Here is a 25,755-nt window from a genome sequence, read left to right as displayed (position 1 = left end):
AAGGGTCAGATTCCTCCGTGCGCGTCTTCGCGGTTGACAGCGATCTTGAGCGACCCGTCCTTGAACTTTCCTTTCAACGCGTCCAGTTCGTTAGCCACGCTCGCAGGCACGGCGGGATTCAACGGCTGTGTCGCATTGTAGGCAAGCTCGGCGCCAGTGCTGCCGGGCGTGTTCAGGCCGTAGAGCACGTATTTTCCACCGACTCCGCCGGACTTAGCCTGCTCCTGCGCCGTCTGCGAATACATGTCGGACCATTTTTCGACGATGTTGGTCAGCACGGCATCTGGTGCGATCTCGCTGTGACCGAACGAACGTCCGTTGGCGTAAACTCCCTTTTCCTTGGCGGCCTGAATGATGCCGGTCTGGCCGGCATTCAACTTTCCGCTGATGAAGTCGGCTCCGCCTGCGATCAGCGACAATGCAGCCTCTTTGGCTTCGGCCGCGTCTTCCATGCTTTTGATGTAGATGACCTTAACCTCGATGTCGGGGCGCACGCTCTTGGCACCCTTGCGGAAACCGCCGACTTGCGCGACCACGTTCGGCAACCCTTCGAGGCTGTTCACCGAACCGATCTTGCCGGTCTTGCTCATGCGCGCGGCCAGCACGCCCATCATGAAGCCGAACTGCGTGTTGTCGTAGTCTATTGAGGTCACGTTAGTCCCGGCGCCGGCTGAGCCCGAACCGACAATGAACAGCGTCTTCGGGAAATCGGGACCGATACGCTCCATCGCCGATAGGAACCGGCCGGTGTGACCGACCACAACCTTGTAATCCTTGCGCGCATAATCGCGCAGCGCCTCGACCATGTCGGCGACCTGCACGTTTTCGGTATAGGCTACGTCCCAGCCGACAGCCTTGAGCTTCTCGGCACCCTGGTAGCCCTGCGCGTTCCAGCTCTGGTCGTTGATGCTGCCAGGCAGCAGGAAAGCAGCCTTTTCGGCCGCACCAGCCGGTCCGGCAAAGATGGCGGCACACAATCCAAACAGGCCAACAAACGCAGTGCGCGAACGGCTTGTCGGCGAATCCTTGGTCAGAACACTCATGGCAGCTCCTTGCACAGGCGGTACATGACCTCACCAAGCAAGACTGGCACCACAACTGGCCCGCGCGATCGTCAATGCAATCCTATTCCACGTGGTGAGATGGCCGACCGAAGATCGCCAGCCTTCTCCAAGGCCTCGGCCCGCTACGGGCCTAGCGTAGCGCCGGCCGACCGCTCCAGGCCGTCGTGATATCTCCAGCCAGGGAGGCGATCATGCTTCCCAGTTGAGCAACTTGCTGAAGTTTGAGGCGTTCGATAGGGGCCGCCATCGACAGCGCCGCAACGGGCCGGCGATACTCATCGGAAATCGCCGCAGCCAGGCATCGTAGCCCTAACGTGTTTTCCTGGTTGTCGACGGCATAACCGTCGCGCCGGATCGACTCGAATTCCTGCCGCAGAGCATTCTGCGAGAGCAGCGTATGCGGCGTGAGCGGGACGAGCGTATTCTGCTCCAGGCACGACTGAACCTCGCGCTCGGGCATCATGGAGAGCAGCGCCTTGCCGATACTGGATCCATGAGCCGGGATCCTAACGCGCGCCTCTGGAACGTAGCTACGGCGCGTTCGCGGCTCGACTCGATAGAGAAAGGTCACGTGACCGTCTTCCAGCAATCCGAGATTGATGGTCTCGCCGCACAGGACCGACGCCTGCTGCATGAAAGGCTGCGCTAGTGCGACAATATCGCGTGACGCGGCGTAGTTGGCGCCTACATTGAGCGCCGAACGCCCAATCATCCAACGGCCCGTTCGCCGTTCAAAACGAACGAAACCACGTTCCTGTAACGTTGTCAGAAGACGATGCCCCGTCGAGGGCGATAGCGATAGCTGCCGAGCGACGTCAGCAAGCGTGGCACCATCATGGCTGCCCGCAACCGCTTGCAGGATCGCCAGTGCACGATCGACCGAGCGAACGCCTGATGTCTGTCCAGTTTCGGGGTCTTGCGCCACGGGTCTCTCCGGTTGATGTCCGGCGTTTACGCGCCGACGCTACCATACCAGAAGTCAAGCCTGCACGATAAGTCCTCAGGTATCCAATGCGGCCAGGTCGCGCGTCTGCCAGCTCTGCAGGCCTTCGAGATAGAGCGCACTGTCCTGCTTGAAGAAATAGCTCTCCACACAGCCGGCCAGCCGGGCCATCCCGAAGCGAATACCGGACAGGCCGATCGTCTGCGTGCCCATCGACAACTGCGCGCCACGTGAGAAATTGAACACTTGGTCATGCCAGCTGCGCATACCGCCCGGCTTCGGGCAGAACGTGAAATCCGGGTTCAGCCAGGGCGCGAGTTCGAGGCCATTGCCAGGCAGGTCTGCTGGCGGCGTGTACATATCGCGCCACAGCGCTATATCGTCGAGTTGATCTTTCAGCGCCGGGACGGCGGACAGATCAAGACGGTAGCCTGTGCCGAGGATCAGGAAATCCGCCTCGTAGGTGCCGCTGGTCGCCGCAACCGTTAGACGATTGCCCTCGTGAGCAATGCTGGTCCAGCTTTCACCGGGATGAATGGCAAGGTTGTCCATCGACTGCGCCCGCTTCAGCGTGGCGATTGGCGGTCCGCTCTTGATCGTGCCGAACGTCTTGGCGAACCGCCATTTCGCCGCCGGCGGCAATTCGACATAATGTGCCAGATAGCCGTTGAATTCACCCCAGGTACCCGGATTGACCGACACCAGCTCTTTCACGCGATGGAACACGTGCACGTCGGCGCCGGCCTCCGCGGCCATGATGGCATTGTCGTATGCAGAGGCGCCGCCGCCGAGCGCCAGAACTTTCTTCCCTTTCAGAGCGGCAAAGTCGATGTCGTCCTGGGTATGCGCATAGAGCGCGCGCGGAATGTCGTCGCCGATCAAACTGGGCAGATTGCGAATTCCATTTCCCTCGATACCCGTGGCCAGCACCAGCGCGCGGGTGAACAAAGTATAGCTCCCCGCCGGTCCCGTAACCTGCGCGGCGATAAGTCCAGACCCGTCGCGGCTGAAACCTTCGAAGCGCGTCTCGTTGCGTACCGGAAGTTCAGCGACCTCACGAAACCACGAAAGATACGCATGCCACGCAGCGGTCGGCACCTTATAGAGCGCCTGCCAGCTGCCGTAGCCGTGCTGCACTTCATACCAGGCCCGAAATGACAGCGAGGGAATGCCGGCCTCAAGACCACCATTGTCCTTGTGGGTTCGCAGCGTCGGCATCCGGGCATATGTACCCCACGGGCCTTCCCTGCCCTTCTGCTCGGCCTCGACGATGAGGATGTTATCGATGTGCGAGCGCTTGAGCACATGAGCAACGCCAAAACCAGCCTGCCCGCCGCCGACCACCAGCACGTCCAGTGCCTGCGTGCCATCCGGGCTGGTGCGCGGCAGACACCAATGCTTGGATGGATAGCGGGCAATATTCATTTCGCGGCGCGCATGGGCGGCCAGCTCACTTATCGTCTTTGGCAGTTGCACCTTGCCGTCCGCAAAGGCGCTTTCGTCGGCATACGGCACCTCGGGCATCCAGCCAGCTACGTCGACGGCCTCCGAATGCTGCGGCGACGTAAACCTATCGTCTTTCACATATTTATTCATAGAAACTCCAAGGCGCCGCGGTCGCGAGATTGACGCATTATCGACCAGCCCAATGGACGAACCGGCGTTCTGTTATGAAGAAAAATAGATTCAGCGTATAACCCAGCAGCCCGGAACAGAAAATCGCCGCATACATCCCCGGCATATTGAACAGCTGCTGCTCCTCGAAGATCCGCAAACCAAGTCCATCGATCGCACCGAGCAGCATCTCCGACGTGATCATCAGCACGAGCGCGAGGGTCGCTCCCATGCGCAGGCCGATGAAAGTTTGCGGCAACGATTCAAGCAGCACTACCAGCATCCGCTGCAACGGCGGCGCACCCATGATCTTCGCAGCAAGCACGCGTGTCTTGCGCGCGTTCATGACGCCATAAGCAACATTAAAAATGATCGCGAGCGATGCGCCGAAAGCGGAGATATAGACTTTTGTGATCTCACCGACGCCGAACAACAGGAGAAACAGCGGAAAGACGGCCGATGCCGGCGTCGAACGAAAAAAATCGATAATGAACTCGACGGAGCGGTAGACGTTTTCCGACGCCCCAAGAATGACGCCGACCGGAACGCCTATCACCGTCGCCAGCGCAATGCCCATACAAGCGCGCTCGACCGTCTTGCCGAAATCGAAGGCCAGCCGGCCCTGTTCGAACAGTCCGGTGTAAACAGCCGAGAACGTCTTGCCCGGCGACGGAAGCAGCACAGGGTCGACGATCTTGAGCGCGACGATGGCCTGCCATATGCCAATGAGGATCACGACTCCAATAAACGGACGCAGCCGATCAAGGGTCTTGCTCTTCATTTTCTGACCTGCTGCTGGAAGATTTCGAGGCAATGCCCCTTAACGCGGTTGAACTCTGGATCCGCCAGTGTCAGCGCATTGCGCGGGCGCGGCACATCCACTATCGGAAAATCGACGACCTTGGCCGGCGCGCGAGACAGCAGCAGGATGCGGTCGGCGAGATAGACGGCCTCGTCGAGATCATGGGAAACGATAATCGTCGTCGTTCCGGTTTCCTGGAACATGCGCTGCATCTGGTCGCGCATGAACAAAGTCATCTCATAGTCGAGGGCGGAGAATGGCTCGTCGAGAAAGAGAATCTCTGGATCGACCACGAGCGCGCGCAAAATCGAGACAAGCTGTTGCTGTCCGCCGGACATCTGATACGGGTACTGTTTCAGATTGATGCGAACATCGAATTTCTTCACTAGCGCATCGACGCGTCTGTTGCGCTCCGCCTTCGGTACTTTCATGAAGCGCAGGGGATAGGCGATGTTGTCCCACGCGCTGATCCACGGGAACAGGGCGTCACGGTAGTTCTGGAAGACATAGCCGAACCGGATCTCATCGATGGTCTGGCCGTCGAACAGAATCTGTCCTTCGTCCACCGGGATCAGGCCGGCAATCATGTTCATCAATGTTGATTTTCCGCAACCGTTTGGGCCGAAGATCGAAACGAACTGCCCGCGCGGCAGATCGAGATCGAACTTCTCATAGATCGTGCGGTCATCGAAACGCTTGGTAAGCCCCCGCACGGTCACGTGCGGGCGCCGGAACTTTGACGGGCGGGTATCGACCGGCGCATCGGGATTGCCCGCGACGGACATCGGTTTCAAAATGGAAGTGCGAGCGTCCGCGCTCATCAGAACTTCACGATGTAACGCCGGACAGCGACGGCGCCGGGGATCACACCGATTTTTACCGAGAAATCGATATACTTCTGGAAATTCTCGATATCCGCCTGACTGACATCCGAAATTTTCGAGAACAACACCAACGGCACGTCGTTGACGATCTCGGGTGCAGTCGGCGTGTATTTCAGAAGAGTCTGGCGCGCCTCGGTCGGCTTCTGCTTGATGAAATCGAGCGCCTCGTCCCACGCAGCGACATAGCGCTTTGCGACCTCCGGCCGATCCGCCAGGAACTTCTGCGATAGTGCACCGCCCGCCATATAGGCCTTGGCCTTGCGGTTACCGAGCACGATATCGGCAACGACGCCCGCCTCGACCGTGTAGGCGACATCCTTGGCCCTCATCATGGTGGCATTGGGCTCGAGGGTGAAGGCGCCATCATACTGGCCGGAGGTCAGCACGTTGATGTGCTGGGAGGTGTCGAGCTGATCGAGCTTGTAGTCGCCCTCTTTCAGACCTGCCGCCTGCAGAGCCGCCTTGGCGATTGTCACATTGCCGATGCCCGGCGCCGCGACCAGCTTCTTGCCCTTGAAATCCGCAAGCGACTTGATGTCCACACCCTTGCGGGCAACGAACTGCTCCATGCGGTAGTCGTCGCTTTGTGCGTTCAACGAAATATAGGTGATCGATCCCGGCTTGACGAAGTTGCCTGCCATGCCCTCAACCGCCAGCATGACTGCAGCGGCGTCGATCTGGTTCGCAATCAGCGAGCTTTGCAGATTCGAATTGAGCGGAATCTTAGCGCCTTCGATGTCGATGCCGTGTTTGGCGAAAATACCGGTCTCGACGCCGACGAAATATGGAAGCGCCGTGGTGCCAGTTCCATATCCAACGATGACCTTGTCCGCCGCGAAGGAGGGCGCTGCAAAGCCGGTCGCCGCAAGCAGAGTGGCCAGAAGTATGATTCTTCTCATGTCCGTTCCTTAGTTGTCCCAAGTTCCGACAATCGAATTGATATTGCCACGCAGGTGGAATTCGACCTTCTCGGCGGCGATCTGCCCGGCGAAAACGCGAGGGCGCAAAACAGTCAGGCCGGTGGATGCGCTCATGCGCGCAGAGGTTGTCGACAACCCGTTGGTGAAAGTGGCCATGGCAGCTCCTTGCAAAGGCGGTAATCACCACAAAGCAAGACTGGCACCACAATCGGATCGCCCTGTATTCACGACGATCTTATTCCACCTGATGAGATGGCTGACCAAAGATCGCGAGTTCTTGCCGGCCGCGTGCTCCCCCAGGAACCCAATCAGCGACCGGCTGGCCTACCGAGACCGTTGTGATATCCCGGCCCAGACGGCGACCATGCTATCCAATTGAGCGACTTGCCGAAGTTTAAGGCGCTCCGTTTCCGCGCGATGGCGCCTCCATCCAGCTTGGCGCCCAATGCGCCGACCGGCAGAGCAAGACCGCATAGCCAGCCTTCCTCGGCACACAATGATTGTGCGATCAATACAATGGCTGAACACATCGCCCCTCGCCAAGGAAGTCCGCTGATGAACGCACGTATTGCCTATATCCCCATCACCAAGCGTCCCGACCTGCGCTGGCCCGGCGGCAAACGGATGGCGTGCTGGATCGTCCCGAATGTCGAGCACTACCAATATCTAGGGGACGTCGGCCAAAAAGTTGATCCGTATCCGCGCCTGCCACATCCCGACATGATGGTCTACACGGACGTCGACTACGGCAACCGGATCGGCTTCTGGCGCATGCTGGACGTGTTCGATCGCTACCAACTGCCGATCACCTGCTCGCTAAATCTTGCTGTGTACGAGATGTTTCCTGAAATCCGCGAGGCCGGCGAGGCCCGCGGATGGGAAGTCATGAGCCATGGCATCTACAACAGCCGTCACCACTGGGGCCTAAGCCGCGACGATGAGAGAGCGGTGATCCAGAACTCGATCGACCGGCACAAGGCCCTGACCAGACGCGACATGCGCGGCTTCTTCGCGCCTTTTGCCGCATCGACCGAACATACCGAGGACCTCTGCGCGGAACTCGGCCTGAGCTACTACGTCGACTACGGCTTCGACGATCAGCCGACGCCACTGCGTGTTCCGAACGGGAAACTGCTCGCCATTCCTTATTCGTTTGATGTCAATGACGGCATGAACTTCCGCGGCAATGTGGAGGCAAAGGCCTTCGCCCGGAATACGATCGCTTATTTCGACCAGCTCTACAGCGACAGCGCCCATGGCGGCGGGCGGGTCGCCTGCATTCCGATCCATCCATTTTTCCTCGGACAGCCGCACCGCGCCAAATATCTCGACGAGATTCTGGCCCATGTTAGCCCGCATGACGATGTTTGGTTCGCAACGGGGAGCCAGATTGCAGACTGGTATTACGAACATCACCATCCGCTGATCGAACCGCTGTTGCGCGAGGCCGGGTTCTTCGAGGAGAGCCGTCAATGATTCCCTGCAAACCGAACGTCCTGGACCAAGACATTTACCCACACTCGCCGCTGCCGGGGCGCAAGCCATGGAAGCCGCATGGCGCGGCTCGCATTGCCTTCGTCATTTATTTGTACTTCGAGCAATTCGAGGCGATGCCGCCGCAAGAGGCGATCTTCGACCGGCGCTATATTCAGGGCTTTGCACGGCATGCTCCGCATTTGCGCGCCAACGCAGCCTTCGAGTATGGCAACAGGGTCGGGATCTTCCGGGTCCTTGATCTTCTTGACCGGCACGGCCTGCGCGCGAGCGTGGCGGCCAACAACGCGGCGGTCACTGCCTATCCTTATCTGGTCGATCAATTCCTACAGCGCGGCTTCGAATTCCTGGCACACGGCGACTATGCGTCGCGGATGATCACGTCCGCAATGCCATTGGCGCAACAGCGGCAGATCGTGGCGCGATCACAGGACACACTTGAGAGAGCGACAGGGCAGCGGCCTAAAGGCTGGCTATCGCAAGACTACGGGCAATCCCGCGAACTTCCGTCGATTCTGGCAGAGACGGGCTTTGATTATCTTTGCGACTATGGAAATGACGAACAACCCTACGCGACCACGACAACGCCTCCGCTTATCTCCGTTCCTAACCAGTCGGAATGGAACGACGTGGAGATGCTCGTCCATCGCAAGGTGACCAGTGAAGACTATGCGCTTTCGGTGATGGATGCGTTCGACGGCCTTTATGCTGAAGGCGCCGCATCGACCAAGTTCTTCGGTCTCCACATCCATCCGTGGATATCAGCCCAGCCGGCGCGGTTTCGCCATCTAAGTGAGATTGTTGAGCATATCGCCAGCCACACTGAAATTTGGCACGCGACCACGGGAGAAATCGTCTCCAGAGTCAAGTGAGATTAGACTACTCCAATGTGGGGACGATCATTCTGTTACAAGCGCAATCAACCTGCTGTTCAGAATGCCATTTTTGCATCCCTATAAGGTGCTTTCGCGGATTGGGCGTAGTTCGTCACCGCCCCTATCCGGAGGTTCGGAATCCAGTGTTGAGCAACGTCCGCTTTGCGCCAAAAGCGGTCTGTCACGGGACTAAAATCCGAGCGCAAGGCCGTCCTTCCGATGGTCCGATGCGCCAAGCAGGACGCCGCGGTCGCGGTCGATCTGGATCGCCTGACAACCTCCAATTCCGGCATCCGCCCACCTGATGCGATGCCCGCGTGCGGAAAGCTCGTTTTTCATCGCCTCCGGAATTGTGGTTTCCAGCTCCAGCATGCCGTCGAAAGCAAATGAGCGCGGCGCTTCCGCCGCTGCCTGGATATCCATTCCATGATCGAGCATATTGCAGAGGAAGTTTGCGTGACCACAGGCCTGATAATGGCCGCCCATCACGCCGAACGGCATCACCGCACGGCCGCTCTTCATCAACATCCCCGGGATGATTGTATGCATCGGACGCTTGCGCGGTCCCAGCGAATTCGGGTGGCCAGGCGTGGCGCGAAAACTCCAGCCGCGATTGTGTAGCAGCACACCCGACTTCCGCGCATAAATTCCGCTGCCGAACGGATAGAATAGCGAGTTGATCAGCGATACCGCGTTGAGGTCGCGGTCCACGACCGTGACATAAACCGTGTCGCGATGCTCAATGTCGTCCCAGCTTTCCACCGTGGAAGCTTTCGCCATGTCGATTTTTGCGCGGATGGCGGCGATGTAATCATCGGACAGAAAGTGCGATGCATCGACCGCATCCGTTACCGGATCGCAGAAATATGCATCGCGGGCACGATACGCCGCCTTGGTTGCCTCGGCCAGCAGATGAATGCGATCTGCCTCGGACAGATCACCCATGCTGTAGCCGGCCAAGGTGCGCAGGATCATCAGCGCGGCAAGACCCTGCCCGTTCGGCGGACACTCCATCACGTCGTGATCACGGTACGACGCCGAGATCGGCGTGACATATTCGCTGCGCTGGGCGGCAAAATCTCCGGCTTCATGCACACCGCCGAGCGAACGCAACGTCGCGACGATGTCGTCGGCAACCTCGCCCTCGTAGAAGCCGGCACGGCCTTCGCGCGCTATGCGCCGGAATGTGGTTGCCAGCGCAGGTTGGGCCCGCTTGTCGCCGACTGTCGGCGCCTCACCGTGCGGCAGAAACTGTGCTGCGGTGTCCGGAAGGCTCTCGACCCGGCTACGGAACGCTGCCCAGTCGGCGGCAACACGCGGCGTAATGCGAAAACCGTTCTCGGCTGCGTCAATGGCCGCCGCAAAAACCTTGGAAAGCGGCCTGCTGCCGTAGTCGGCGCTCAGCCTGCACCAGGCGTCGATCGAGCCGGGGACGGTCACCGCCTCGGGTGAGGTTGGCGGAATATCGCGGCCGCCCGCGTCAGCATATCGGCTGGCATCGGTCTTGGCCGGTGTGCGGCCAGAGCCATTGAGCGCAACGGGAGCGCCACCCTTCGGCGAATACAGTGCGAAGCAGTCGCCGCCAATTCCGGTCATCTGCGGCTCGACAACGCCTTGAACCGCAACGGCCGCCAGCGCCGCGTCAATGGCATTGCCGCCGGCCTTCAGCATTTCGACCGCCGCAAGCGTCGCCTGCGGATGCGAGGTTGCTGCCATGCCGCGTTCGGCGACGGCTACGGAACGGGCGACAGCCATGAAGTCACGCATGATGTTTCCTCATCAATAGATGGCTCGGATCAGCGAACCAACGTGGCGCGATCGATGGCCGAGCAGATCGGCCCAAGCGGATGGCTCACGATGCCTGAGATGCCGACCGTCAACAGGCCCAACGTAACCGCGAACGCCAAGCCGGCGGCGATTGTGATCTGCCTGGCCGCGGCATGACCTGTTGTAATATGACTGCGATGCACCGTGCAGTGACCGCGACCGAGATGATTTCGGCGGAGCATCGACAAGCCGGGAAGCGCTGCAAGCAGCGCCAGCAAACAGCAGATCATCGCCCCGGCCTCTCGATCATGACGATCAGGATTTGCCGCAGCATGACGAAGCCGTCGCAGCACCTGCAGTGTCCGCACTCAGCACGCTGCGTCCGTTGCGCTCCGGAGCAATGTCATTGGCCGGATTTGCAGCAAAGAAACCGTTCGGCTTCAGCATGAAGCCCGCATATTCCACTGGCATCACGGGAAAGTCCTCGGGCTTGCAGACATGGGTGTGGCCAAACGAGTGCCACAGCACGATGTCAGTGTTCTCGATATTACGGTTCTGCTCGATGTAATGCGGCAGGCCGTCCCCGCCAGCATGCACGTTCGGATAGTCGCCGCTGGCATATTTCTCCGCGGGATCGTAGGGCGTGACCCAGACATGCTTGGTGGCGAAGCCGCCGCGCTTGCGTACGAAGCTGCCTTCTTGCGCCAGCATCACCGGGCTCGGCGTTACGATCAGCTTGTAGCCGACGGGATTGCCGACGCTGTTCTTGCTGTTCGGATTGGTGACCTTCCAGTAACGCCCGCTTTGCCCGTCGGCGATGGCCGCTGCATCGCGTTCGCGCGACAGCGTCTTGCTCTTGAGATCGAAAGCATTGCCATAAGGGTTGTCCGTGCCCCATGGGCGCTGCGCGAATTCATGTTCAGTGACGGTGTTGCCGCCGCCATCGAGATCCATATGTATGCGCACATTGAAAAAATGCTGATGCGTAGGGCCGCCGAGATTGTCATCTACCATGCCGCCCCACGCATATTTCTCGCCGGGCATCACCGCCGCAGTCTGGATGATACCGGTGAGCTTGGCCTCAAGCTGAATGGTGCCGTCCTGGTAGAGATACCAGTAAAAGCCGTAGTCATAATTTCCGACGGTGGCGAAGAAGCTGATCACTAGGCGCCGCGAGCGACGCACCTCGAACAACCCGTTGCGGAATTCGTAGTGCTTCCAGAGGATGCCGTAATCCTCTTCGTGCATGCAGACCGCATTCTTCATCTCAAATGGCTGGCCCTGCTCGTCGGCCGCCGGGATATTGAAATAGTGGATGTTGCCGAGGCAGTCGCAGCCAAGCTCCAGCGCATTGGCGAGCATGCCGAGGCCATATTCGCCGGCATCGAAGGCCGACTTCCAATAGTGATTGGCGGTCGGGTCGGCGTAAGGCACCACCATTTCGGTGACGCTCGCGCGATGGATGATAGAACGCTTGCGATCTCCGTCCTGATAAGACAGCTGATGCAGCACCAATCCTTCGCGCGGCGTGAAGCCGACGCGAAAGCTCCACTTCTGCCAGTCTACCTTCCAGCCGTCGACCTCGAAGCTCGGCCCTTCCGGCTGCTCAATGTTCAAAGGCTTGATGTCGGTACGCGGATTAGTGTTTTCATGAGCGCCGTAGTTGCGCTTTTTCTTCGGGATCGGAATGACCTTGTCGTCATCCAGCAGATCGACCACCTTCTGATGGACGAGATCGACGACAGCGACGACACCTTCCACTGGATGTGCATAGGCGTTATCCTTGAGATCGTCGCGGAAGAATGTCACCGCGCGCAGGATGCGGCGCCCCCGTTCGAAGTCCCTATCGAAGAACCCCGACGAAAACGGATCGACCTGCGCCATTTCCATGTCCTTGTCAGACATTCCGCGGCGGCGCATGGCAGTGCGCCAGCCCTCATCTGCCTTGACGATTTGCTCGCACAGCATGAATTCGGCGATCATCACCGGCGGCTGGCCATAGGGCGCATCGGCATTGGGCAGCAGCTTGGTGTCAACGATGCGAGCCGCCGTCAAATCGACGATGAACTCCGTCGCAGCGCCAGTCTCGGATTCCAGCGCCACCACAAAAGCCAGTCGCGGCAACGGCGCACCTGTCGCATGACTGCGTAACTCGGCCTTGCTTGGCTCTTCCAGCCGTACGATCGGGAAGCGGCACCGCGGCGTGACCTTACCATTCGCCTTGACGAGATCGCAGGCGGCGCCGATCTCCTCCAGCGTCAACGGATCGAGCGGATGGATGGCGGCGACCACGGCATCGTTCTGGATTTTCTGCATCACCGTCATGACGACACTCCTGAAGGCGCATCGCGCCGGTAGGTTGGAAGATTATTGAAGACGCTCGCGGCCGGGCGCAGCAGCGAACAGCGCGCGGGTATAGGTATGTTGCGGATTGGCAAAGATCTCCGCGGTCGGACCGCTCTCGACGATCTCGCCGGATTTCATCACCATGATGCGATCGCAAAGTTCGCCGGCAACGCGCAGGTCATGGGTGATGAACAGCATCGCCAGGCCAAGCCGGCTGCGCAGGTCAGCAAACAGCTTCAACACCTGCGCCTGAACGGTGACGTCGAGCGCCGACACCGCTTCGTCGGCGATCAGTATCTGCGGCTCCGAGGCCAGGGCACGCGCAATGCAAATGCGCTGGCGCTGGCCGCCGGAGAATTCATGTGGGAAGCGATGCATCACCTGCGGATCCATCCCGACCAGTTCGAGCAGCGCCGACACCTTTTCGCGTGCGACCTGCGGAGAGGCACCGAAATTCACCACGCCCTCGATCATCGACTGTCCGACCGACAGGCGTGGATTGAGCGAGCGATAAGGGTCTTGGAAGACGACTTGAATGTAGCGTCGGTGTGGCCTTAGCGTCTCATTGGAGACAGCGGCGATATCCGTGCCGAGCAGATTGATCTCGCCGGATGTCGGCTTCATCAGCCGTGCTACGCAGCGCGCCAGCGTCGATTTGCCGGAACCGGACTCGCCGACTACCCCGAGAATCTCGCCGCGGCCGAGCGTGAAGGCGGCATCGCGGACCGCATGGGTGACACGACCACGCCCGAATAAGCCACGATGACCATAGGTCATCTTCAGACCCTTCACCGCGAGCACATCGGGCGCCAGCTCGCGCGCGGACGTCGGGATAGTGATGCCCTTCGGCACGGAGTCGATCAGCAAGCGCGTATAGGCCTGGGCGGGATGCCCGAGCACCGCGTCGGCGCCGCCACTCTCGACCACCGCGCCCTTTTGCATCACCACCACCTGATCGGCGATGTCGGCAACCACGCCAAAATCATGCGTGATGAAGAGCACACCGATATTCTTGCGCTTCACCAGATCCTTGATGAGCATAAGGATCTGCTTCTGTGTGGTCACGTCGAGTGCCGTGGTGGGCTCGTCCGCGATCAGCAGCACCGGCTCCAGCAGCATCGCCATGGCGATCATCACACGCTGGCGCTGGCCGCCTGACAGCTGGTGCGGATAGGCATGCATCATCTGCGGTGCATTGGGCAGCAGCATGTCTTCCAGCGCCGCCAGCACGCGTCTATTGACCTCGGCTTTGCTCGGCCGAACGTCCGAGTGCCATTCGATGAGCTCGGCGAGCTGCTCGCGGACGGTCATTACCGGATTGAGCGCCGTCATCGGCTCCTGGAAGATCATGCCGATGCGGCTGCCGCGCAGCGCGCGCATGCGCTCTGTTGATGCGCCAAGCAATTCCTCGCCTAGCAGCTTAATCGAGCCTCCCACCGGTCTCAGCCCGTCAGGCAACAGCCCCATGACGCTGAAGGCCGTGACCGATTTGCCGGAGCCAGACTCGCCAACGACGCAGACAATGCCGCCCGATGGCACCGTGATATCGATATCTTTGACGATACGACGACCATCGGCCTCGCCGCTCAGGCCGACTTTCAAGCCGCGGATGTCGAGCAATTCTTCGCTCATTTCGGGCCTCCCACCGATCGGGCCAGCCGCGGATCGAGCATGTCACGCAAACCGTCGCCGAGCCGGTTGATGCCAAGCACCGTCAGCGCGATGCAGATGCCGGGAAACAACATCAGTCCCGGCCGCACCTGAAAATAAAGCCGCGCATCGGACATCATGTTGCCCCAGCTTGGAATCTCGTCGGGCATGCCGATGCCGAGGAACGACAGCGACGCCTCGATCAGGATTGCGGATGAGGCGATATAAGTCGCCTGCACGATCAGCGGCGCCATGATGTTCGGGACGATATGCCGAGCCATCAGCACCGGCAGCCGCGTGCCCATGCTGACTGCCGCCTCGACATAGGCCTCCTCGCGCACCGTGAGCACCACACTGCGCACCATGCGGGCAACGCGCGGGATTTCGGGGATCGCGATGGCAATGCAGATGGTGGTGATGGACGGTCCGAGACCGCCGATCAGCGCGATCGCCAGCAGGATGGCCGGAATCGCCATCATCCCGTCCATCATGCGCATCAGCACATTGTCGATCCAGCGCACCATGCCGGCGATCAGGCCAAGCAAGCTACCCAATGCGACGGCGATGAAGGCCACCGAGCCGCCGACGACCAGCGAGACGCGGCTGCCATAGACCAGCCGGCTCCAGATATCGCGACCGAGATTATCGGTACCGAGCCAATTGACCGCACTGGGCGGACGCAACCGCAAGCGCGGCTTGATGGCCGCTGGATCCACCGTCCATAGCCAGCTGGCAAAGATCGAGATCAACGCCAACAGCACGAGGATGCAGAGGCCGAACAGCACTGTCCTGTTGCGCAGCAGTCGGCCGGCGAAAGCGCGAATATTGATCGATGAGGTGGGTGCAGAGACCGTGATCGCGCTCATTGCTGGCTGATCCTTGGGTCGAAGAAGGAATAGCTGAGATCGACCAGCAGATTGATCGCCACATAGGCGCTGCCGAATACGACGATCACGCCCTGGATCACCGGATAGTCACGCGCCAGCACCGAATCCACGACGAGACGTCCGAGGCCCGGCAGATTGAACACGCTTTCGGTCACCACGACGCCACCGATCAGCAACGCGATGCCGATGCCGACGATGGAGACGATCGGCACCGCCGCATTGCGCAGCGCATGCTTGAACACCACGATCCGCTCCGGCAAGCCCTTGGCCCGCGCGGTACGGACAAAATCCTCCGACAGAACTTCGAGCATGCTCGTGCGCGCCACGCGCGCGATCAGCGCGATATAGACGAGGCTCAGCGTCAGCGTCGGCAATGTAAGGTGCCAGAGAAACAGACCGAGCCCATCACTCAGCGGCACATAACCCTGCACCGGAAACAGCCCGAACTGCATCGAGAGAAGATAGATCCAGAAATAACCGATGGCGAAGGTCGGTACCGCAAAGCCCGTCACCGAGGTCCACATGGCGAAGCGATCGAGCCAGCCGCCGCGCCGCCATGCGGCGAGCACGCCGATTGGCACACCGACCACCACCGAGAACACGATCGTGGTGATCGACACGGCCACCGTCGGGCCAACGCGTTGGGCGATCAGCACCGTGACAGGCTGGCCGGACACGATCGAGGTGCCGAGATCGCCATGCAACATGCGCCATAGCCAGTTCAGGAACTGCATCGCCAGCGGCTGATCAAGTCCGAGACGCGCTCGGATGGCAGCGATGGCCGCGGGATCGGCATTATCGCCGGCGAGCTGCGCCACCGGATCGCCCGAGGCGAAGCGCAGCAGCATGAATGCGATCAACGCCACCACCCCCAGGACGGGAATGACGGAGACCGATCGCTTCAGGAGGACGCCGGCGACTGCCATGCTCAGGCCGTCTTCTCGACGTTCCAGAACAGCGGCGCCGGTGCGGTGACGATGTTCTTGAGCGCCTTGCTGTGCGACACCGGCTGCTTGAACTGGCCACCGGGAATATGGGTCATCACATCATAAGCCCGCTTCTGGATCGCTTCGGCTACCGTCTTCTGGGCAGCGGCATCTGTCTCCAGCGCGAACTTGTTGCGCAGGCTTTCGATCTCCGTATCCTCCGGCCAGCCAAAGAAGCCGCCGGTCTTGCCGCGGGTGTCGAGCACTGTGCTGGCCAGTGGATTCATCAACTCGGTGGTCGTGGTGACCCAGTGGGTCATCGACCAGCCGCCATTCGCTGTCGAATCCTGCTTGACGCGGCGCGCCAGCAGCGAGCCCCAATCCATCGTCTGCACCTCGACATTCATGCCGATGGCACGCAGTTTTTGTGCAGTGACCGTGCTGGAGCCAGACAGCAGCGGCGAGTCGGTGCCCTGCAGCATCACCACCTTCTCGCCCTTGTAGCCGCCCTTCTTGAGCAGATCCTTGGCGCGAGCGATATCAGGCTTGGTGTTCCAGCCGACTTCGCTGGCCAGCGGCGTGGTGACGCCGAACATCGCTGCGGAGGCCTGATAGTAGTCGGGATTGCCTACCTGTGCGTCGAGCCAGTCGGCCTGGTCGCTCGCATACATGACGGCCTGGCGGATTTCCTGCTTGTTGAACGGCTCGCTGAGCCAGTTCATGCGCACCACCGACATGAAGCCGAGCGGATTGTAATCGGCCACGGTGACGTCCTTGGCCGCGATCAGCGACGGCAGCATGTCGTGCGGCGCGGCTTCGAGGAAGTCGATCTCCTTGTTGATCAGCGCATTCGCCGCGGTCTGGAAGTCCGGCATGCTGATCCACTCGTAACGGTCGATCTTCACAATCTTGCCGCCGGCGAGGCCGTCCGACGGCTCGTCGCGCGAGACATAGTCCGCATTACGCTCATAGACCGCGCGGCTGCCCGGACGGAATTCGGAGGTAACGAAGCGGAATGGGCCGGAGCCGACAAATTCGGTGACCGGCTGTTCCGGCGGCTGCGCGGCAAGGCGCGCCGGCATGATGAAAGGCATGATGCTCGACGGCTTGGCGAGCGTCTGTAGCACCTGGCCATAGGGCGATTTCAACACAAGCTGGAACGTGCGCTCGTCCACTGGCTTGAGTTCGGCGACGAAGGTCATCATTCGCGCGCCCATGGTGTCGCGCTTGGCCCAACGTTGCAGCGAGGGGATGACGTCGGCGGACGTCACCGGCGCGCCATCGTGGAATTTCAGCCCGGAGCGCAGCTTGAATGTATAGGTCAGCTTGTCGGCCGACACCTCATAGGTATCGACCATCTGCGGACGGATCTGGAATTTGGAGTCGGTGGAGAACAGCGTGTCATAGATGTTCAGGCCGTGATTGCGCCCGGTCCAGGCCGTGTTGATGACCGGATCGGTGGCACGCAAAGGCGCATGCATCACTGCACGGATAACCTTGCCAGACTGCGCACGCGCGATGCGCGGCATCATCCCGGCAGCAAGCCCTGCGGCACCTGCCTTGAGCAACGAGCGTCGGCTGAAATCATTGAACATGACGATCTCCGGGGCAATGGGAATTGAAATCGAAAGGACGATGTCGGACAACTACGCGGTCAGATGCGCACCGATGGCTCGGAAGGCAGCAAGCCAGCGATGATCGATCGCGATATCCATCGGACTGGGCTGGGCGGCGACCTTCACGATCACGGCGTCAGTCGATGGATCGACATGGATCCACTGACCGTGAATACCCACCGCCGCGAGATCGTTGCGCGCGGGATCAATCGTGTACCAGCAGGCACGGTAGCGGCCGTCTGGAAACACGAATGCCAGATCGCCGTCTTTCCAGGCCTGCTTGTCGCCGTTGGCATGGATGTCGTCGATCCACGCCCCCGGCACCACCTGCGTGCCATTGGCGATACCCCGCTGACGGATCATTTCACCGAACCGTGCGAGATCGCGCAACGTGGCGCAGATGCCCCCGGCCGAGCGTGACGCGCCATGGGTGTCGAGGGTGATATAGGCATCGTCCGCAGCCCCCATCGGCGCCCAGATATAGTCCGAGAGAATCTGCGCATAGGGCTTGCCGCAGGCCTTTTCATAGACCCAGCCGAGTACGTCCGTATTGGTCGAGACGTAATGAAAGACCTTGCCATGCGACCCGCCATTCGGCCGCAGCGTGGCGAGGAAGCTGCGCTGGTCGCCTTGCGCCGTTCCGTCCGGCAGCACGTCCCAGCCATTGCATAGCCGATACTTGACCACGTCGCCTTCGGGATCGTCGTAGTCCTCGTCGAACTTGATCGCCACGGTCATATCGAGCAGGTCGCGGACCGTGCAGCCGCCATAGACCGATGACGCGACTTCCGGGACATAATGCGTGACCGGCTTGTCGGGATCGAGCAGGCTGCGCTCGACCAGCACGCCGCCGAGCGTGCCACAGATCGACTTGCTCACCGAGCAGACCAGATGCGGCGTGTGCGGGGTCATGCCCTCGCCGTACCACTCGGTTACGATCTCGCCGCGATGCAGCACGACGAGGCCATCGGCATAGGTCTGGGCCAACGTCTCTGCGAGCGTTGTTGAGACGCCCTCGCCATAGGTGAATGCAAGGGCGCCGAGATCGCGAAATGCCGTCTTGAGCGGCCTTGGCGCCGCACCGCGCCGTATATCGGCGGTCGGCAACACCTGGCGGACATTGCGAAAACTCCACTGGCTGTAGGGATATTTGCGCCAGTTGAACCGGGTCACGAGCGCCTCAGCGGCGGGCGGAGCACCTTTCATGACATCGCTTGGCTTCATCGCATCCTCGCAGAACATGTCCGTCGCCCGGCATCAGCATTGATCCGGACGAGCGATCATCGGCGAGCATGCGAATTGACCGTTATCAAAAATCAGCAATTCTTGAGCGCCCCGCGGCTCACAGCGAGATGGCATGTCGCTTGCAAAACGGTCTTTCGAAAGATCAATCTATGTCTGGCACCGCCTGAATGGCTGTCCGGAGGGCCTGCATGTCGCTAAACGCCTCGGATCATTGGCTGTTTGCTGCGTCGAGCAACGATGTCGATGCACATTGCGCCAATCTCGGGCGCTGGCGGCTTGACTATGATCAGATCAGCGCCGGCGCGTTTCGCGGCAGTTTTGTCGAGGTGCGGCTGCCAGGTATCCAGGTCTTCCGCGAAACCACCAGCCAGCGTGTTCGCCAGTATGGACACCTCGGGGTCGATAGTTTCGGCATTGCCCTGCCCTGGCGCGCTGGCGACATCAACTTCAATGGCGCCTGCATGTCGTCCGGCAATGTGATCGCGTGCTTTGATGCCGAAGTCGATATGTGCACCCCGCCCGAATTCGAACTGCGCGGGGTTGTGATGAATGCTCAGCTGCTTGAGGACACGCTGCAGGATATGCAGATCGAGCTGCCTGAGGGCATCTGGCACCAGCTGCGGGAATTGCGCACCGATCCCGTCGCTGCGCAACGTCTTCGCCAATTGCTGGAATACGTCCAGGAGATCACCGACGACAATCCGGCAATCCTCGACAATCCCGCAGCACGGCAGCAGCTCGAGGATAACCTGCTGACCGAGGTGATCGATCTATTACCGAACCTCGAGCCATGCGATGACCTCCGTAGTGGCGGCACCCGCAAGCGTCTCGTTGATCGGGCCTGCTCCCTCATGCTGTCCACGCCCGAACAGCCGATGACCATCCTCGACATCTGCAAGGGCGTCGGCGCCAGCCGTCGCAAGCTGAACTACTGTTTCCAGGACGTACTCGGCAGCAACCCCATCCACTATCTACGCGCCGTCCGCCTCAATCGCGTGCGCCGCGAGCTCAAGCACTGTGTAGACGAGCGGATCGGCGTCTATGATATCGCGGTGAAGTGGGGCTTCTGGCACTTCAGCCAGTTCTCGCAGGACTACAAGCGACACTTCACCGAACTTCCGTCCGAAACTCTGCGGCGCGCGCGTGCGGATGCAAATCTGGAACTAACTCGTAACAACTAGACCGATGTCCGCTTTGCGCCGAAAGCTGCCATTTGGCTATTCTGGAACGACTATGTCCTGGGTTCACGCACGCGAAACGCAACAGACTGCCTATCCAAGACGGCGACGCCAACGTTCGATCGATTCGACTGTAGTCCCGCAACGATGCAATCTCATCGTCGTATGCGTCGCCCTGGTCCGGGCATTCCCAATAAAAGGTTCTAGCAAGTCCTGTAGCTAGCCCTCGCATGAAGAGCAGCTTTTGTCTTCCCTGATCCATTTTCATTATTGCCTGCAATTCGAAATGAATTCCCTGTTCGATGGCACAGGGAATTCGACGATTTTCCCCCTTTAATCCGCTGAATGGATGGGTCGAAAATGAACACCGGTGTCGAAAATCGCAAATTCCCTGTAAAATACCCTGTTTGCAGGGAATTGACACGGAGACAGGTGCGAACGGCACTCCCGCCCCAGCCAAGCAGTCCGGCCAAACGGCCGATAGCCCCAATTTGTCGAGAAAGGCCCGTATTGGGCGGCTTTTCAGGCGAGCGGGAAAGTCTCCGGGTGGCAAAATCGGCCCCATAACCCGCCCAATTCCCAAAAATCTCCGGCTAACACCGCAGAAACTCCCGTTTTCGGGAGACTGCGCGCGGAGACTTGGTTCGATCTTCGCTGGATGGCCGGCCCAGAGTGGGCTTCTCGCCAGTCTTCAAACGCAATGGGCCGATTTTGGGGTTTTCCGCCGCGCACTGCGCGGCGGATGAGCGCAACAGGTTTCTTGGGCGTAGCTACTCCATCCGAAAGTGGCGTTCATTTGCTCTACTATTTCCGGCAGGAGAACAATCTCCAGAAAGGCATTTCTGAAGGCGCAGATCGCGGAATTTCTAGAGGGGCAAGGCTGACGACTGCCTCTGTCCGCTTTGCGCCGTGTTGAAAAACTCCGCCTTTGAGGCTTGCCACCGACTACCTCACAGCCCGCTCCAAACGCGACAGCATGTAGTCGACCTCCTCGCGCGCCTTCACCGAGAGAACCGAGCCGGGCTTGCGCTGGGCATCCGATGCCAGGAACCCACGCTTCATCATCACATATTTCCGCACGGCGAGGCCAACGCCCTGCTGCTGTTCGTATCGCAAGAGCGGCAAGTGCGCATCGAACAGATCATGCGCCTCGTCGCGCTTGCCGGCCTTCTGCAGCTTGACCAGCTCGACCAACATGTCCGGAAAGGCGTAGCCAGTCATTGCGCCGTCTGCACCACGCTCCATTTCGAAGTCGAGGAACAGTCCGCCATTACCGGTCAGAATCGAGATCGGTCGCAACGACCCTTCGGCCTGGAACGCACGCAGCGTCGATATCTTTTCAAGACCGGGCCAGTCTTCATGCTTGAGCATAATGCAGGAAGGATTCTCCTGCACGATCTGACGGATGACTTTCGGCGTCATCTGTACCGACAGTGTCAAAGGATAGTCCTGGATCACGAACGGAATGTCGGATCCGATCGCTTCGATCGCCTGACGGTAATAGCCGGTGATTTGATCGTCGGTACGCAGGCTCGGCACAGGAGCAATCATCACACCCGCCGCGCCATTCTCCATCACGGTTCGCGACAGCGCGCGCATCGCTGCGAAACCGGACGCCGAAACGCCGACGATCACCGGCAGTTTTCCGAAGCCCTTCACGAAATGCTTAGCAATCGCGATCGATTCCTCGGGCTCGAGCTTCGGCGCCTCACCCATGATGCCAAGCACCGTGACGCCGGTTGAGCCAACCTTGAGGTATCCGTCGATCAATGTGCCGAGCGAGGCCTCATCAAGACGACCATCGGGATGAAACGGGGTGGGGGCGATTGGGAAGACGCCAGAGGCGGTTGCGTCGAGAGCCATGATTTGATCCTTCAGATGCTAGTAATGAGACCACCATCGACGCGGATGACCGAGCCGTTGACGTAAGATGCGCGGGTGCTGGCGAGAAAGGCGACCACATCAGCATATTCTTGTGGCTCACCATAACGGCCGGCAGGAATACTGGCGGTGCTCTCCGCAGACACGTCCTCGACGGAGCGACTTTCACGCTTTGCCTTCTGCTCGTCCAGGAAACGGATGCGACTGGTGGCAACCCGGCCTGGAAGCACGATATTGGCTGTGATGCCGTCACGCCCAACTTCGCGGGCCAGCGTCTTCGACCAGCCCACGAGCGACAATCGCAGTGCATTCGAAATGCCGAGATTGGGAATCGGCGACACCACGCCAGACGATGTCGATGTCACGATACGTCCCCATTTGCGGGCGCGCATGCCGGGTAATACGCGATCGGTCAGCGTGATGACCGACAGCACCATCTGCTCGAAGCTCCTGCTCCACAGTTCCGGGTCCTGCCCGGCAGCAGGCGTCGGCGGCGGCCCACCGGTATTGTTGACAAGGATGTCGATGGGGCCGAACGCTGCCTCGATGGCACTGACGCGCGCATCCATCGCGGCACGATCAGCCAGATCGAAAGCGGCGGCCATCGCGTCGCCTCCACCCTGCTTGATCTCCGCGACGACACGATCGAGCGCGGCCGCGTCGATGTCGGCAAGCGCGACACGCACGCCTTCACTCGCCAGCGTCTTCGCGATAGCGCTTCCAAGGCCGCCGCCGGCGCCAAGCACCAGCGCGACCTTGCCCTGAAGTCCGAGATCCATGTCCTGTCCTTTGTCGAGATGCGGAATCGATATGCGTGTTGGCCTGTCAGTCCGGCCCTAGATTTGGGCCGGGCACGGCCACGCGTTGCAGGTAATCGGCCTTGCTGGAGTGCATGTGCTCGACGCAGAGCTGCGACAGCGCCCAATTGTCGTTGCCACGCAGCAGTGAAATCATCATATCGTGCTGCTGGATCGACACCTGCAGCCCGTTGTGATCGGCAAGGTTCTTGGCACGCATGGGCAGTGTCAGGCCCATGTAATCCTGCAGCGATCGCACCAGATACGGGTTTCCGCACGCCGCAAACAGAGCGATGTGGAACGCGTCATTGGTGTCGTGAATGCCGCGCAAATCGCCGCGCTCGGCATACCGCACATATTCTGCTTGAATGGCTTCGAGCTCCATGATCAGCGACGCCTTGGCTGGCAACGGGATCATCAGTGCGGCCTGGCGCGTGAGCATCTCGCGCACTTCATAGATCTGCTTCACCTCGGCCGTCGAATAGGAACGCACCGTCGCGCCCACATTCTTCTCCCTCTGGACGATGCCGGTATGCTCGAGATGCACCAGCGCCTGGCGCACGAAGTGCCGCGAGGCGCCATAGCGTTCCATCAGGTTGTCTTCGATCAGCCGCGCGCCGGGCGGTAATCGGCCAAAGATGATATCCTCTTCGACACGTCGGATGATCTCGGCCTGTTCATCGGCGCGTGACGCAATTTTGGTGACGGTCATCTGGCATTGCCTCGAGATGCTTCGCGCCCTGACAACCGGTAGCAATCCTCGACAAGGCGCAGGGTTTGCAGATTGTCCGCGGGAGAGGTCTCGAAAGGCGCGCTGCTTTGCAGCGCATCGATGAAATGCGCGATGGTCGCATCGTAGGAACCCTGATAGGTCGCAGCTAGATCGTAGGCGCGGATCTCGCTTTGCGCGCCCGTCAGCTTCAGCTGCGTACCTTCGAGCCGAATTGAGCCAATCGTGCCAAGGATTTCGAGTTGATCGGCCTGCGATATCGGCGCGCCATGAGCTGCAAAGCTCGCGAACAACGACACACCGGCGCCGCCGCGGGATCGCATCTGGATCACGGCACCGTCTTCACCCGCAATATCCGGACATGTTTGGGTCAGCGCCGCCGCGATCACATCCAGCGGGCCTAGCAGCATGCGCAAAGTATCGAGATGGTGAATTAGCACTTCAGCCACCAGCATGCGGGACTCGCCGCGCATGAACGGCTGGCGCTCGATCGCAGGATATTGGCCGTTTGCATCGGGAATCGTGCCCGATGTCAGCAGCGTCAGACGGGCAGCTGTCACCGCCCCGATACGACCGTCCCTGATCCAGGATGCGGCATCGCGATAGTATGCACGAAAGCGCCAGTTCTCATGCACCATCAACCGGATGCGACCCTCGACATCACGCGCCAACGCCTCGGCTTCTGCGAGTGTCGGGGCGAGCGGCTTCTGGCAAAGCACCGGCAGACCACGATCGGCGACGAGGCGTACCAAAGGCGCATGGAAGGCACGCGGCGCAGCAATATCGACCGCATCGAGTTCACATGCCGCCAGCATGTCTTCCGCGCGCGAAAAGCATTGCCCGATACCGAACTGCCGGGCGCGCGCAGCAGCATTCTCCGACGAGGGATCGGCGATCGCGACGACCGCGGCACGCCCCGCGAGCTTCTGCCATGCCAGCAGATGATATTGCGTGACCCACCCCGCACCAATCAATCCGATCCGCAACGGCTTGCTCATTGCCCGATATCCCGACGCTTCTCGCCGATGACGGCCCGGCCCGTCGTTGCGTCAAACACGAAGACCGCATTGACCGGGAAATACAGATCGACGGTCTCGTCGATGGCGACAGGCACATGACGCGGCAATCGCGCCGTCCACTCCACGTCGGGTTCGATTTCGACCAACAGCAAGGTTTCCGCGCCCAACGGCTCCACCGCGATCGTACGCCCCCGCACATGGCCCGCAGGCTCGCTGCCCAACGCCGCCTTGTTGATATGCAAATCCTCGGCGCGCACGCCGATTGTCACTTTTTGGTCTACCAGCTTTCCCAATAACTGAGGCGACCAGCGCGTCAGCGCCGTCTCAAGGCTCTGGCTTCGTGCCACAGAGCTTTCATTGGCCGAAGCGACAACCGCCGTCGCCAGATTCATCGGTGGCGATCCCAAGAATCGGGCGACGAACGTGTCCGCCGGCTCCCAATAGACGTCGAGCGGCGCGCCGATCTGAGCAACGCGACCGGCATTCATGACGCAGATCCGCGTTCCCATGGTCATGGCCTCGACCTGGTCGTGGGTCACATAGATCATCGTCGATCCCAGCCGCTTGTGCTGCTTGATGATCTCGCTGCGGGTGTTGACGCGTAACGCAGCGTCGAGGTTGGACAGCGGTTCGTCGAATAGGAACACCATCGGCTCGCGCACCATGGCGCGCCCGAGTGCGACACGCTGGCGCTGGCCGCCGGACAGCGCGCTGGGCTTGCGCGTCAGCAGCGGCGCCAGACCAAGAATATTCGCCGCATCCTGCACCCGGCGTTCGATCTCGGCAGCGGCGAAATTGCGCCGGCGCAGGCCGAAGGCGAGATTGTCCGCAACGCTCATATGCGGATAGAGCGCATAGGACTGAAACACCATCGCGATGTCGCGATCCTTGGCCGGCACCTGATTGACTACGCGATCGCCAATCGAGAGCTTGCCGGAGCTGATCTCTTCCAGGCCCGCGATCATGCGCAGTGTCGTCGACTTGCCGCAGCCTGAGGGCCCGAGCAGAACCATGAATTCGCCGTCGCCGATATGAAGATCGACCTTGTCAACGACTACCGGACCTGTCGGCCCATATTGTTTGGAGAGTTTGTCGAGGGTGACAACGGCCATGGCTG

The 25,755-nt window shown here is 60.3% G+C and carries 23 protein-coding genes; 4 read left to right on the top strand and 19 right to left on the bottom strand.

The window, feature by feature from the left end; translation table 11 throughout:
- Positions 1–5 precede the first annotated feature (5 nt).
- From AB7828_RS29355 to AB7828_RS29325, 7 genes are all read right to left on the bottom strand, one after another.
- Positions 6–1,043, bottom strand: coding sequence for a BMP family protein (locus AB7828_RS29355; protein WP_231077706.1), 1,038 nt, complete (start codon positions 1,041–1,043; stop codon positions 6–8).
- A 151-nt stretch (positions 1,044–1,194) separates the two neighbouring features.
- Positions 1,195–1,989, bottom strand: a complete 795-nt coding sequence (locus tag AB7828_RS29350) for an IclR family transcriptional regulator (RefSeq protein WP_441231899.1) — start codon at positions 1,987–1,989, stop codon at positions 1,195–1,197.
- Positions 1,990–2,064: 75 nt separating this feature from the next.
- The gene (locus AB7828_RS29345) at positions 2,065–3,603 is read right to left on the bottom strand and encodes a flavin-containing monooxygenase (protein WP_120288888.1); all 1,539 of its coding nucleotides are present in this window, start codon (positions 3,601–3,603) and stop codon (positions 2,065–2,067) included.
- A gap of 37 nt (positions 3,604–3,640) precedes the next feature.
- A complete protein-coding gene (locus tag AB7828_RS29340) occupies positions 3,641–4,402 on the bottom strand; it encodes an ABC transporter permease (protein ID WP_120288887.1) in 762 nt (253 codons plus the stop codon).
- On the bottom strand, positions 4,399–5,244 hold the full coding sequence (locus AB7828_RS29335; protein ID WP_210269251.1) for an ABC transporter ATP-binding protein: 846 nt from the start codon (positions 5,242–5,244) through the stop codon (positions 4,399–4,401). Before AB7828_RS29335 ends, AB7828_RS29340 begins: the two co-directional genes overlap by 4 nt.
- Positions 5,244–6,206, bottom strand: a complete 963-nt coding sequence (locus tag AB7828_RS29330; RefSeq protein ID WP_441231898.1) for an ABC transporter substrate-binding protein — start codon at positions 6,204–6,206, stop codon at positions 5,244–5,246. Before AB7828_RS29330 ends, AB7828_RS29335 begins: the two co-directional genes overlap by 1 nt.
- Before the next feature lie 9 nt (positions 6,207–6,215).
- Entirely contained in the window at positions 6,216–6,383 is a 168-nt protein-coding gene (locus AB7828_RS29325; protein WP_158596778.1) for a hypothetical protein, read from the bottom strand.
- Positions 6,384–6,743: 360 nt separating this feature from the next.
- Between AB7828_RS29325 and AB7828_RS29320 the strand changes: the two genes are divergently transcribed.
- Positions 6,744–7,703 carry a polysaccharide deacetylase family protein gene (locus AB7828_RS29320; protein WP_231077708.1) on the top strand — a complete coding sequence of 320 codons (960 nt, stop codon included), beginning with the start codon at positions 6,744–6,746 and terminating at the stop codon, positions 7,701–7,703.
- Positions 7,700–8,593 (top strand): polysaccharide deacetylase family protein, encoded by an 894-nt coding sequence (locus AB7828_RS29315; protein WP_120288883.1) that lies wholly within the window; start codon positions 7,700–7,702, stop codon positions 8,591–8,593. Before AB7828_RS29320 ends, AB7828_RS29315 begins: the two co-directional genes overlap by 4 nt.
- 192 nt (positions 8,594–8,785) lie before the next feature.
- Here the strand turns inward: AB7828_RS29315 and ggt are convergent, their stop codons facing one another.
- Positions 8,786–10,363, bottom strand: a complete 1,578-nt coding sequence (ggt, locus tag AB7828_RS29310) for a gamma-glutamyltransferase (protein ID WP_441231897.1) — start codon at positions 10,361–10,363, stop codon at positions 8,786–8,788.
- A gap of 54 nt (positions 10,364–10,417) precedes the next feature.
- On the opposite strand from ggt, the gene AB7828_RS29305 reads away from it, so the two are divergent.
- On the top strand, positions 10,418–10,540 hold the full coding sequence (locus tag AB7828_RS29305) for a hypothetical protein (protein ID WP_276509745.1): 123 nt from the start codon (positions 10,418–10,420) through the stop codon (positions 10,538–10,540).
- A gap of 138 nt (positions 10,541–10,678) precedes the next feature.
- On the opposite strand, the gene AB7828_RS29300 is transcribed toward AB7828_RS29305, so the two are convergent.
- Genes AB7828_RS29300 through AB7828_RS29275 form a run of 6 tightly spaced genes read right to left on the bottom strand, consistent with a single transcriptional unit; the run spans position 10,679 to position 19,012 of the window.
- Positions 10,679–12,688 (bottom strand): primary-amine oxidase, encoded by a 2,010-nt coding sequence (locus tag AB7828_RS29300; protein ID WP_441231896.1) that lies wholly within the window; start codon positions 12,686–12,688, stop codon positions 10,679–10,681.
- Positions 12,689–12,730: 42 nt separating this feature from the next.
- On the bottom strand, positions 12,731–14,341 hold the full coding sequence (locus AB7828_RS29295) for an ABC transporter ATP-binding protein (protein WP_120288881.1): 1,611 nt from the start codon (positions 14,339–14,341) through the stop codon (positions 12,731–12,733).
- Positions 14,338–15,225 (bottom strand): ABC transporter permease, encoded by an 888-nt coding sequence (locus AB7828_RS29290; RefSeq protein ID WP_175368223.1) that lies wholly within the window; start codon positions 15,223–15,225, stop codon positions 14,338–14,340. The genes AB7828_RS29295 and AB7828_RS29290 overlap by 4 nt, the downstream gene beginning before the upstream one ends.
- Positions 15,222–16,172: an ABC transporter permease gene (locus AB7828_RS29285; protein WP_441231895.1), complete on the bottom strand. Its 951-nt coding sequence runs from the start codon at positions 16,170–16,172 to the stop codon at positions 15,222–15,224. Before AB7828_RS29285 ends, AB7828_RS29290 begins: the two co-directional genes overlap by 4 nt.
- 2 nt (positions 16,173–16,174) lie before the next feature.
- Positions 16,175–17,767 carry an ABC transporter substrate-binding protein gene (locus tag AB7828_RS29280; RefSeq protein WP_231077710.1) on the bottom strand — a complete coding sequence of 531 codons (1,593 nt, stop codon included), beginning with the start codon at positions 17,765–17,767 and terminating at the stop codon, positions 16,175–16,177.
- A gap of 51 nt (positions 17,768–17,818) precedes the next feature.
- Entirely contained in the window at positions 17,819–19,012 is a 1,194-nt protein-coding gene (locus AB7828_RS29275) for a serine hydrolase domain-containing protein (protein ID WP_120289247.1), read from the bottom strand.
- 209 nt (positions 19,013–19,221) lie between these two features.
- Here AB7828_RS29275 and AB7828_RS29270 point away from each other — a divergent pair, with 209 nt between their 5' ends.
- On the top strand, positions 19,222–20,214 hold the full coding sequence (locus tag AB7828_RS29270; protein WP_120288878.1) for a helix-turn-helix domain-containing protein: 993 nt from the start codon (positions 19,222–19,224) through the stop codon (positions 20,212–20,214).
- A 942-nt stretch (positions 20,215–21,156) separates the two neighbouring features.
- Here AB7828_RS29270 and AB7828_RS29265 read toward each other — a convergent pair.
- The 5 genes from AB7828_RS29265 to AB7828_RS29245 are packed head-to-tail and all read right to left on the bottom strand — an operon-like array spanning position 21,157 to position 25,750.
- Positions 21,157–22,074, bottom strand: coding sequence for a dihydrodipicolinate synthase family protein (locus tag AB7828_RS29265; RefSeq protein WP_231077711.1), 918 nt, complete (start codon positions 22,072–22,074; stop codon positions 21,157–21,159).
- Between the two features lie 11 nt (positions 22,075–22,085).
- The gene (locus tag AB7828_RS29260; protein WP_120288876.1) at positions 22,086–22,871 is read right to left on the bottom strand and encodes an SDR family oxidoreductase; all 786 of its coding nucleotides are present in this window, start codon (positions 22,869–22,871) and stop codon (positions 22,086–22,088) included.
- A gap of 46 nt (positions 22,872–22,917) precedes the next feature.
- Positions 22,918–23,601, bottom strand: coding sequence for a GntR family transcriptional regulator (locus tag AB7828_RS29255; RefSeq protein WP_093760894.1), 684 nt, complete (start codon positions 23,599–23,601; stop codon positions 22,918–22,920).
- Positions 23,598–24,617: a Gfo/Idh/MocA family protein gene (locus AB7828_RS29250; protein ID WP_120288875.1), complete on the bottom strand. Its 1,020-nt coding sequence runs from the start codon at positions 24,615–24,617 to the stop codon at positions 23,598–23,600. Before AB7828_RS29250 ends, AB7828_RS29255 begins: the two co-directional genes overlap by 4 nt.
- The gene (locus tag AB7828_RS29245; protein WP_441231894.1) at positions 24,614–25,750 is read right to left on the bottom strand and encodes an ABC transporter ATP-binding protein; all 1,137 of its coding nucleotides are present in this window, start codon (positions 25,748–25,750) and stop codon (positions 24,614–24,616) included. Before AB7828_RS29245 ends, AB7828_RS29250 begins: the two co-directional genes overlap by 4 nt.
- Between the last annotated feature and the right edge of the window lie 5 nt (positions 25,751–25,755).

Origin of the sequence: Tardiphaga sp. 215_C5_N2_1 (assembly GCF_052076055.1) — a bacterium.
GTDB classification, from domain to species: domain Bacteria; phylum Pseudomonadota; class Alphaproteobacteria; order Rhizobiales; family Xanthobacteraceae; genus Tardiphaga; species Tardiphaga robiniae.
This window is presented reverse-complemented; position numbering and strand designations above follow the sequence as displayed.

Coding starts and splice junctions, on each gene's coding strand:
- AB7828_RS29355 (WP_231077706.1), bottom strand. CDS start 1,043: ATGAGTGTTCTGACCAAGGATTCGCCGACAAGCCGTTCGCGCACTGCG.
- AB7828_RS29345 (WP_120288888.1), bottom strand. CDS start 3,603: ATGAATAAATATGTGAAAGACGATAGGTTTACGTCGCCGCAGCATTCG.
- AB7828_RS29340 (WP_120288887.1), bottom strand. CDS start 4,402: ATGAAGAGCAAGACCCTTGATCGGCTGCGTCCGTTTATTGGAGTCGTG.
- AB7828_RS29335 (WP_210269251.1), bottom strand. CDS start 5,244: ATGAGCGCGGACGCTCGCACTTCCATTTTGAAACCGATGTCCGTCGCG.
- AB7828_RS29330 (WP_441231898.1), bottom strand. CDS start 6,206: ATGAGAAGAATCATACTTCTGGCCACTCTGCTTGCGGCGACCGGCTTT.
- AB7828_RS29325 (WP_158596778.1), bottom strand. CDS start 6,383: ATGGCCACTTTCACCAACGGGTTGTCGACAACCTCTGCGCGCATGAGC.
- AB7828_RS29320 (WP_231077708.1), top strand. CDS start 6,744: ATGGCTGAACACATCGCCCCTCGCCAAGGAAGTCCGCTGATGAACGCA.
- AB7828_RS29315 (WP_120288883.1), top strand. CDS start 7,700: ATGATTCCCTGCAAACCGAACGTCCTGGACCAAGACATTTACCCACAC.
- ggt (WP_441231897.1), bottom strand. CDS start 10,363: ATGCGTGACTTCATGGCTGTCGCCCGTTCCGTAGCCGTCGCCGAACGC.
- AB7828_RS29305 (WP_276509745.1), top strand. CDS start 10,418: ATGGCCGAGCAGATCGGCCCAAGCGGATGGCTCACGATGCCTGAGATG.
- AB7828_RS29300 (WP_441231896.1), bottom strand. CDS start 12,688: ATGACGGTGATGCAGAAAATCCAGAACGATGCCGTGGTCGCCGCCATC.
- AB7828_RS29295 (WP_120288881.1), bottom strand. CDS start 14,341: ATGAGCGAAGAATTGCTCGACATCCGCGGCTTGAAAGTCGGCCTGAGC.
- AB7828_RS29290 (WP_175368223.1), bottom strand. CDS start 15,225: ATGAGCGCGATCACGGTCTCTGCACCCACCTCATCGATCAATATTCGC.
- AB7828_RS29285 (WP_441231895.1), bottom strand. CDS start 16,172: ATGGCAGTCGCCGGCGTCCTCCTGAAGCGATCGGTCTCCGTCATTCCC.
- AB7828_RS29280 (WP_231077710.1), bottom strand. CDS start 17,767: ATGTTCAATGATTTCAGCCGACGCTCGTTGCTCAAGGCAGGTGCCGCA.
- AB7828_RS29275 (WP_120289247.1), bottom strand. CDS start 19,012: ATGAAGCCAAGCGATGTCATGAAAGGTGCTCCGCCCGCCGCTGAGGCG.
- AB7828_RS29270 (WP_120288878.1), top strand. CDS start 19,222: ATGTCGCTAAACGCCTCGGATCATTGGCTGTTTGCTGCGTCGAGCAAC.
- AB7828_RS29265 (WP_231077711.1), bottom strand. CDS start 22,074: ATGGCTCTCGACGCAACCGCCTCTGGCGTCTTCCCAATCGCCCCCACC.
- AB7828_RS29260 (WP_120288876.1), bottom strand. CDS start 22,871: ATGGATCTCGGACTTCAGGGCAAGGTCGCGCTGGTGCTTGGCGCCGGC.
- AB7828_RS29255 (WP_093760894.1), bottom strand. CDS start 23,601: ATGACCGTCACCAAAATTGCGTCACGCGCCGATGAACAGGCCGAGATC.
- AB7828_RS29250 (WP_120288875.1), bottom strand. CDS start 24,617: ATGAGCAAGCCGTTGCGGATCGGATTGATTGGTGCGGGGTGGGTCACG.
- AB7828_RS29245 (WP_441231894.1), bottom strand. CDS start 25,750: ATGGCCGTTGTCACCCTCGACAAACTCTCCAAACAATATGGGCCGACA.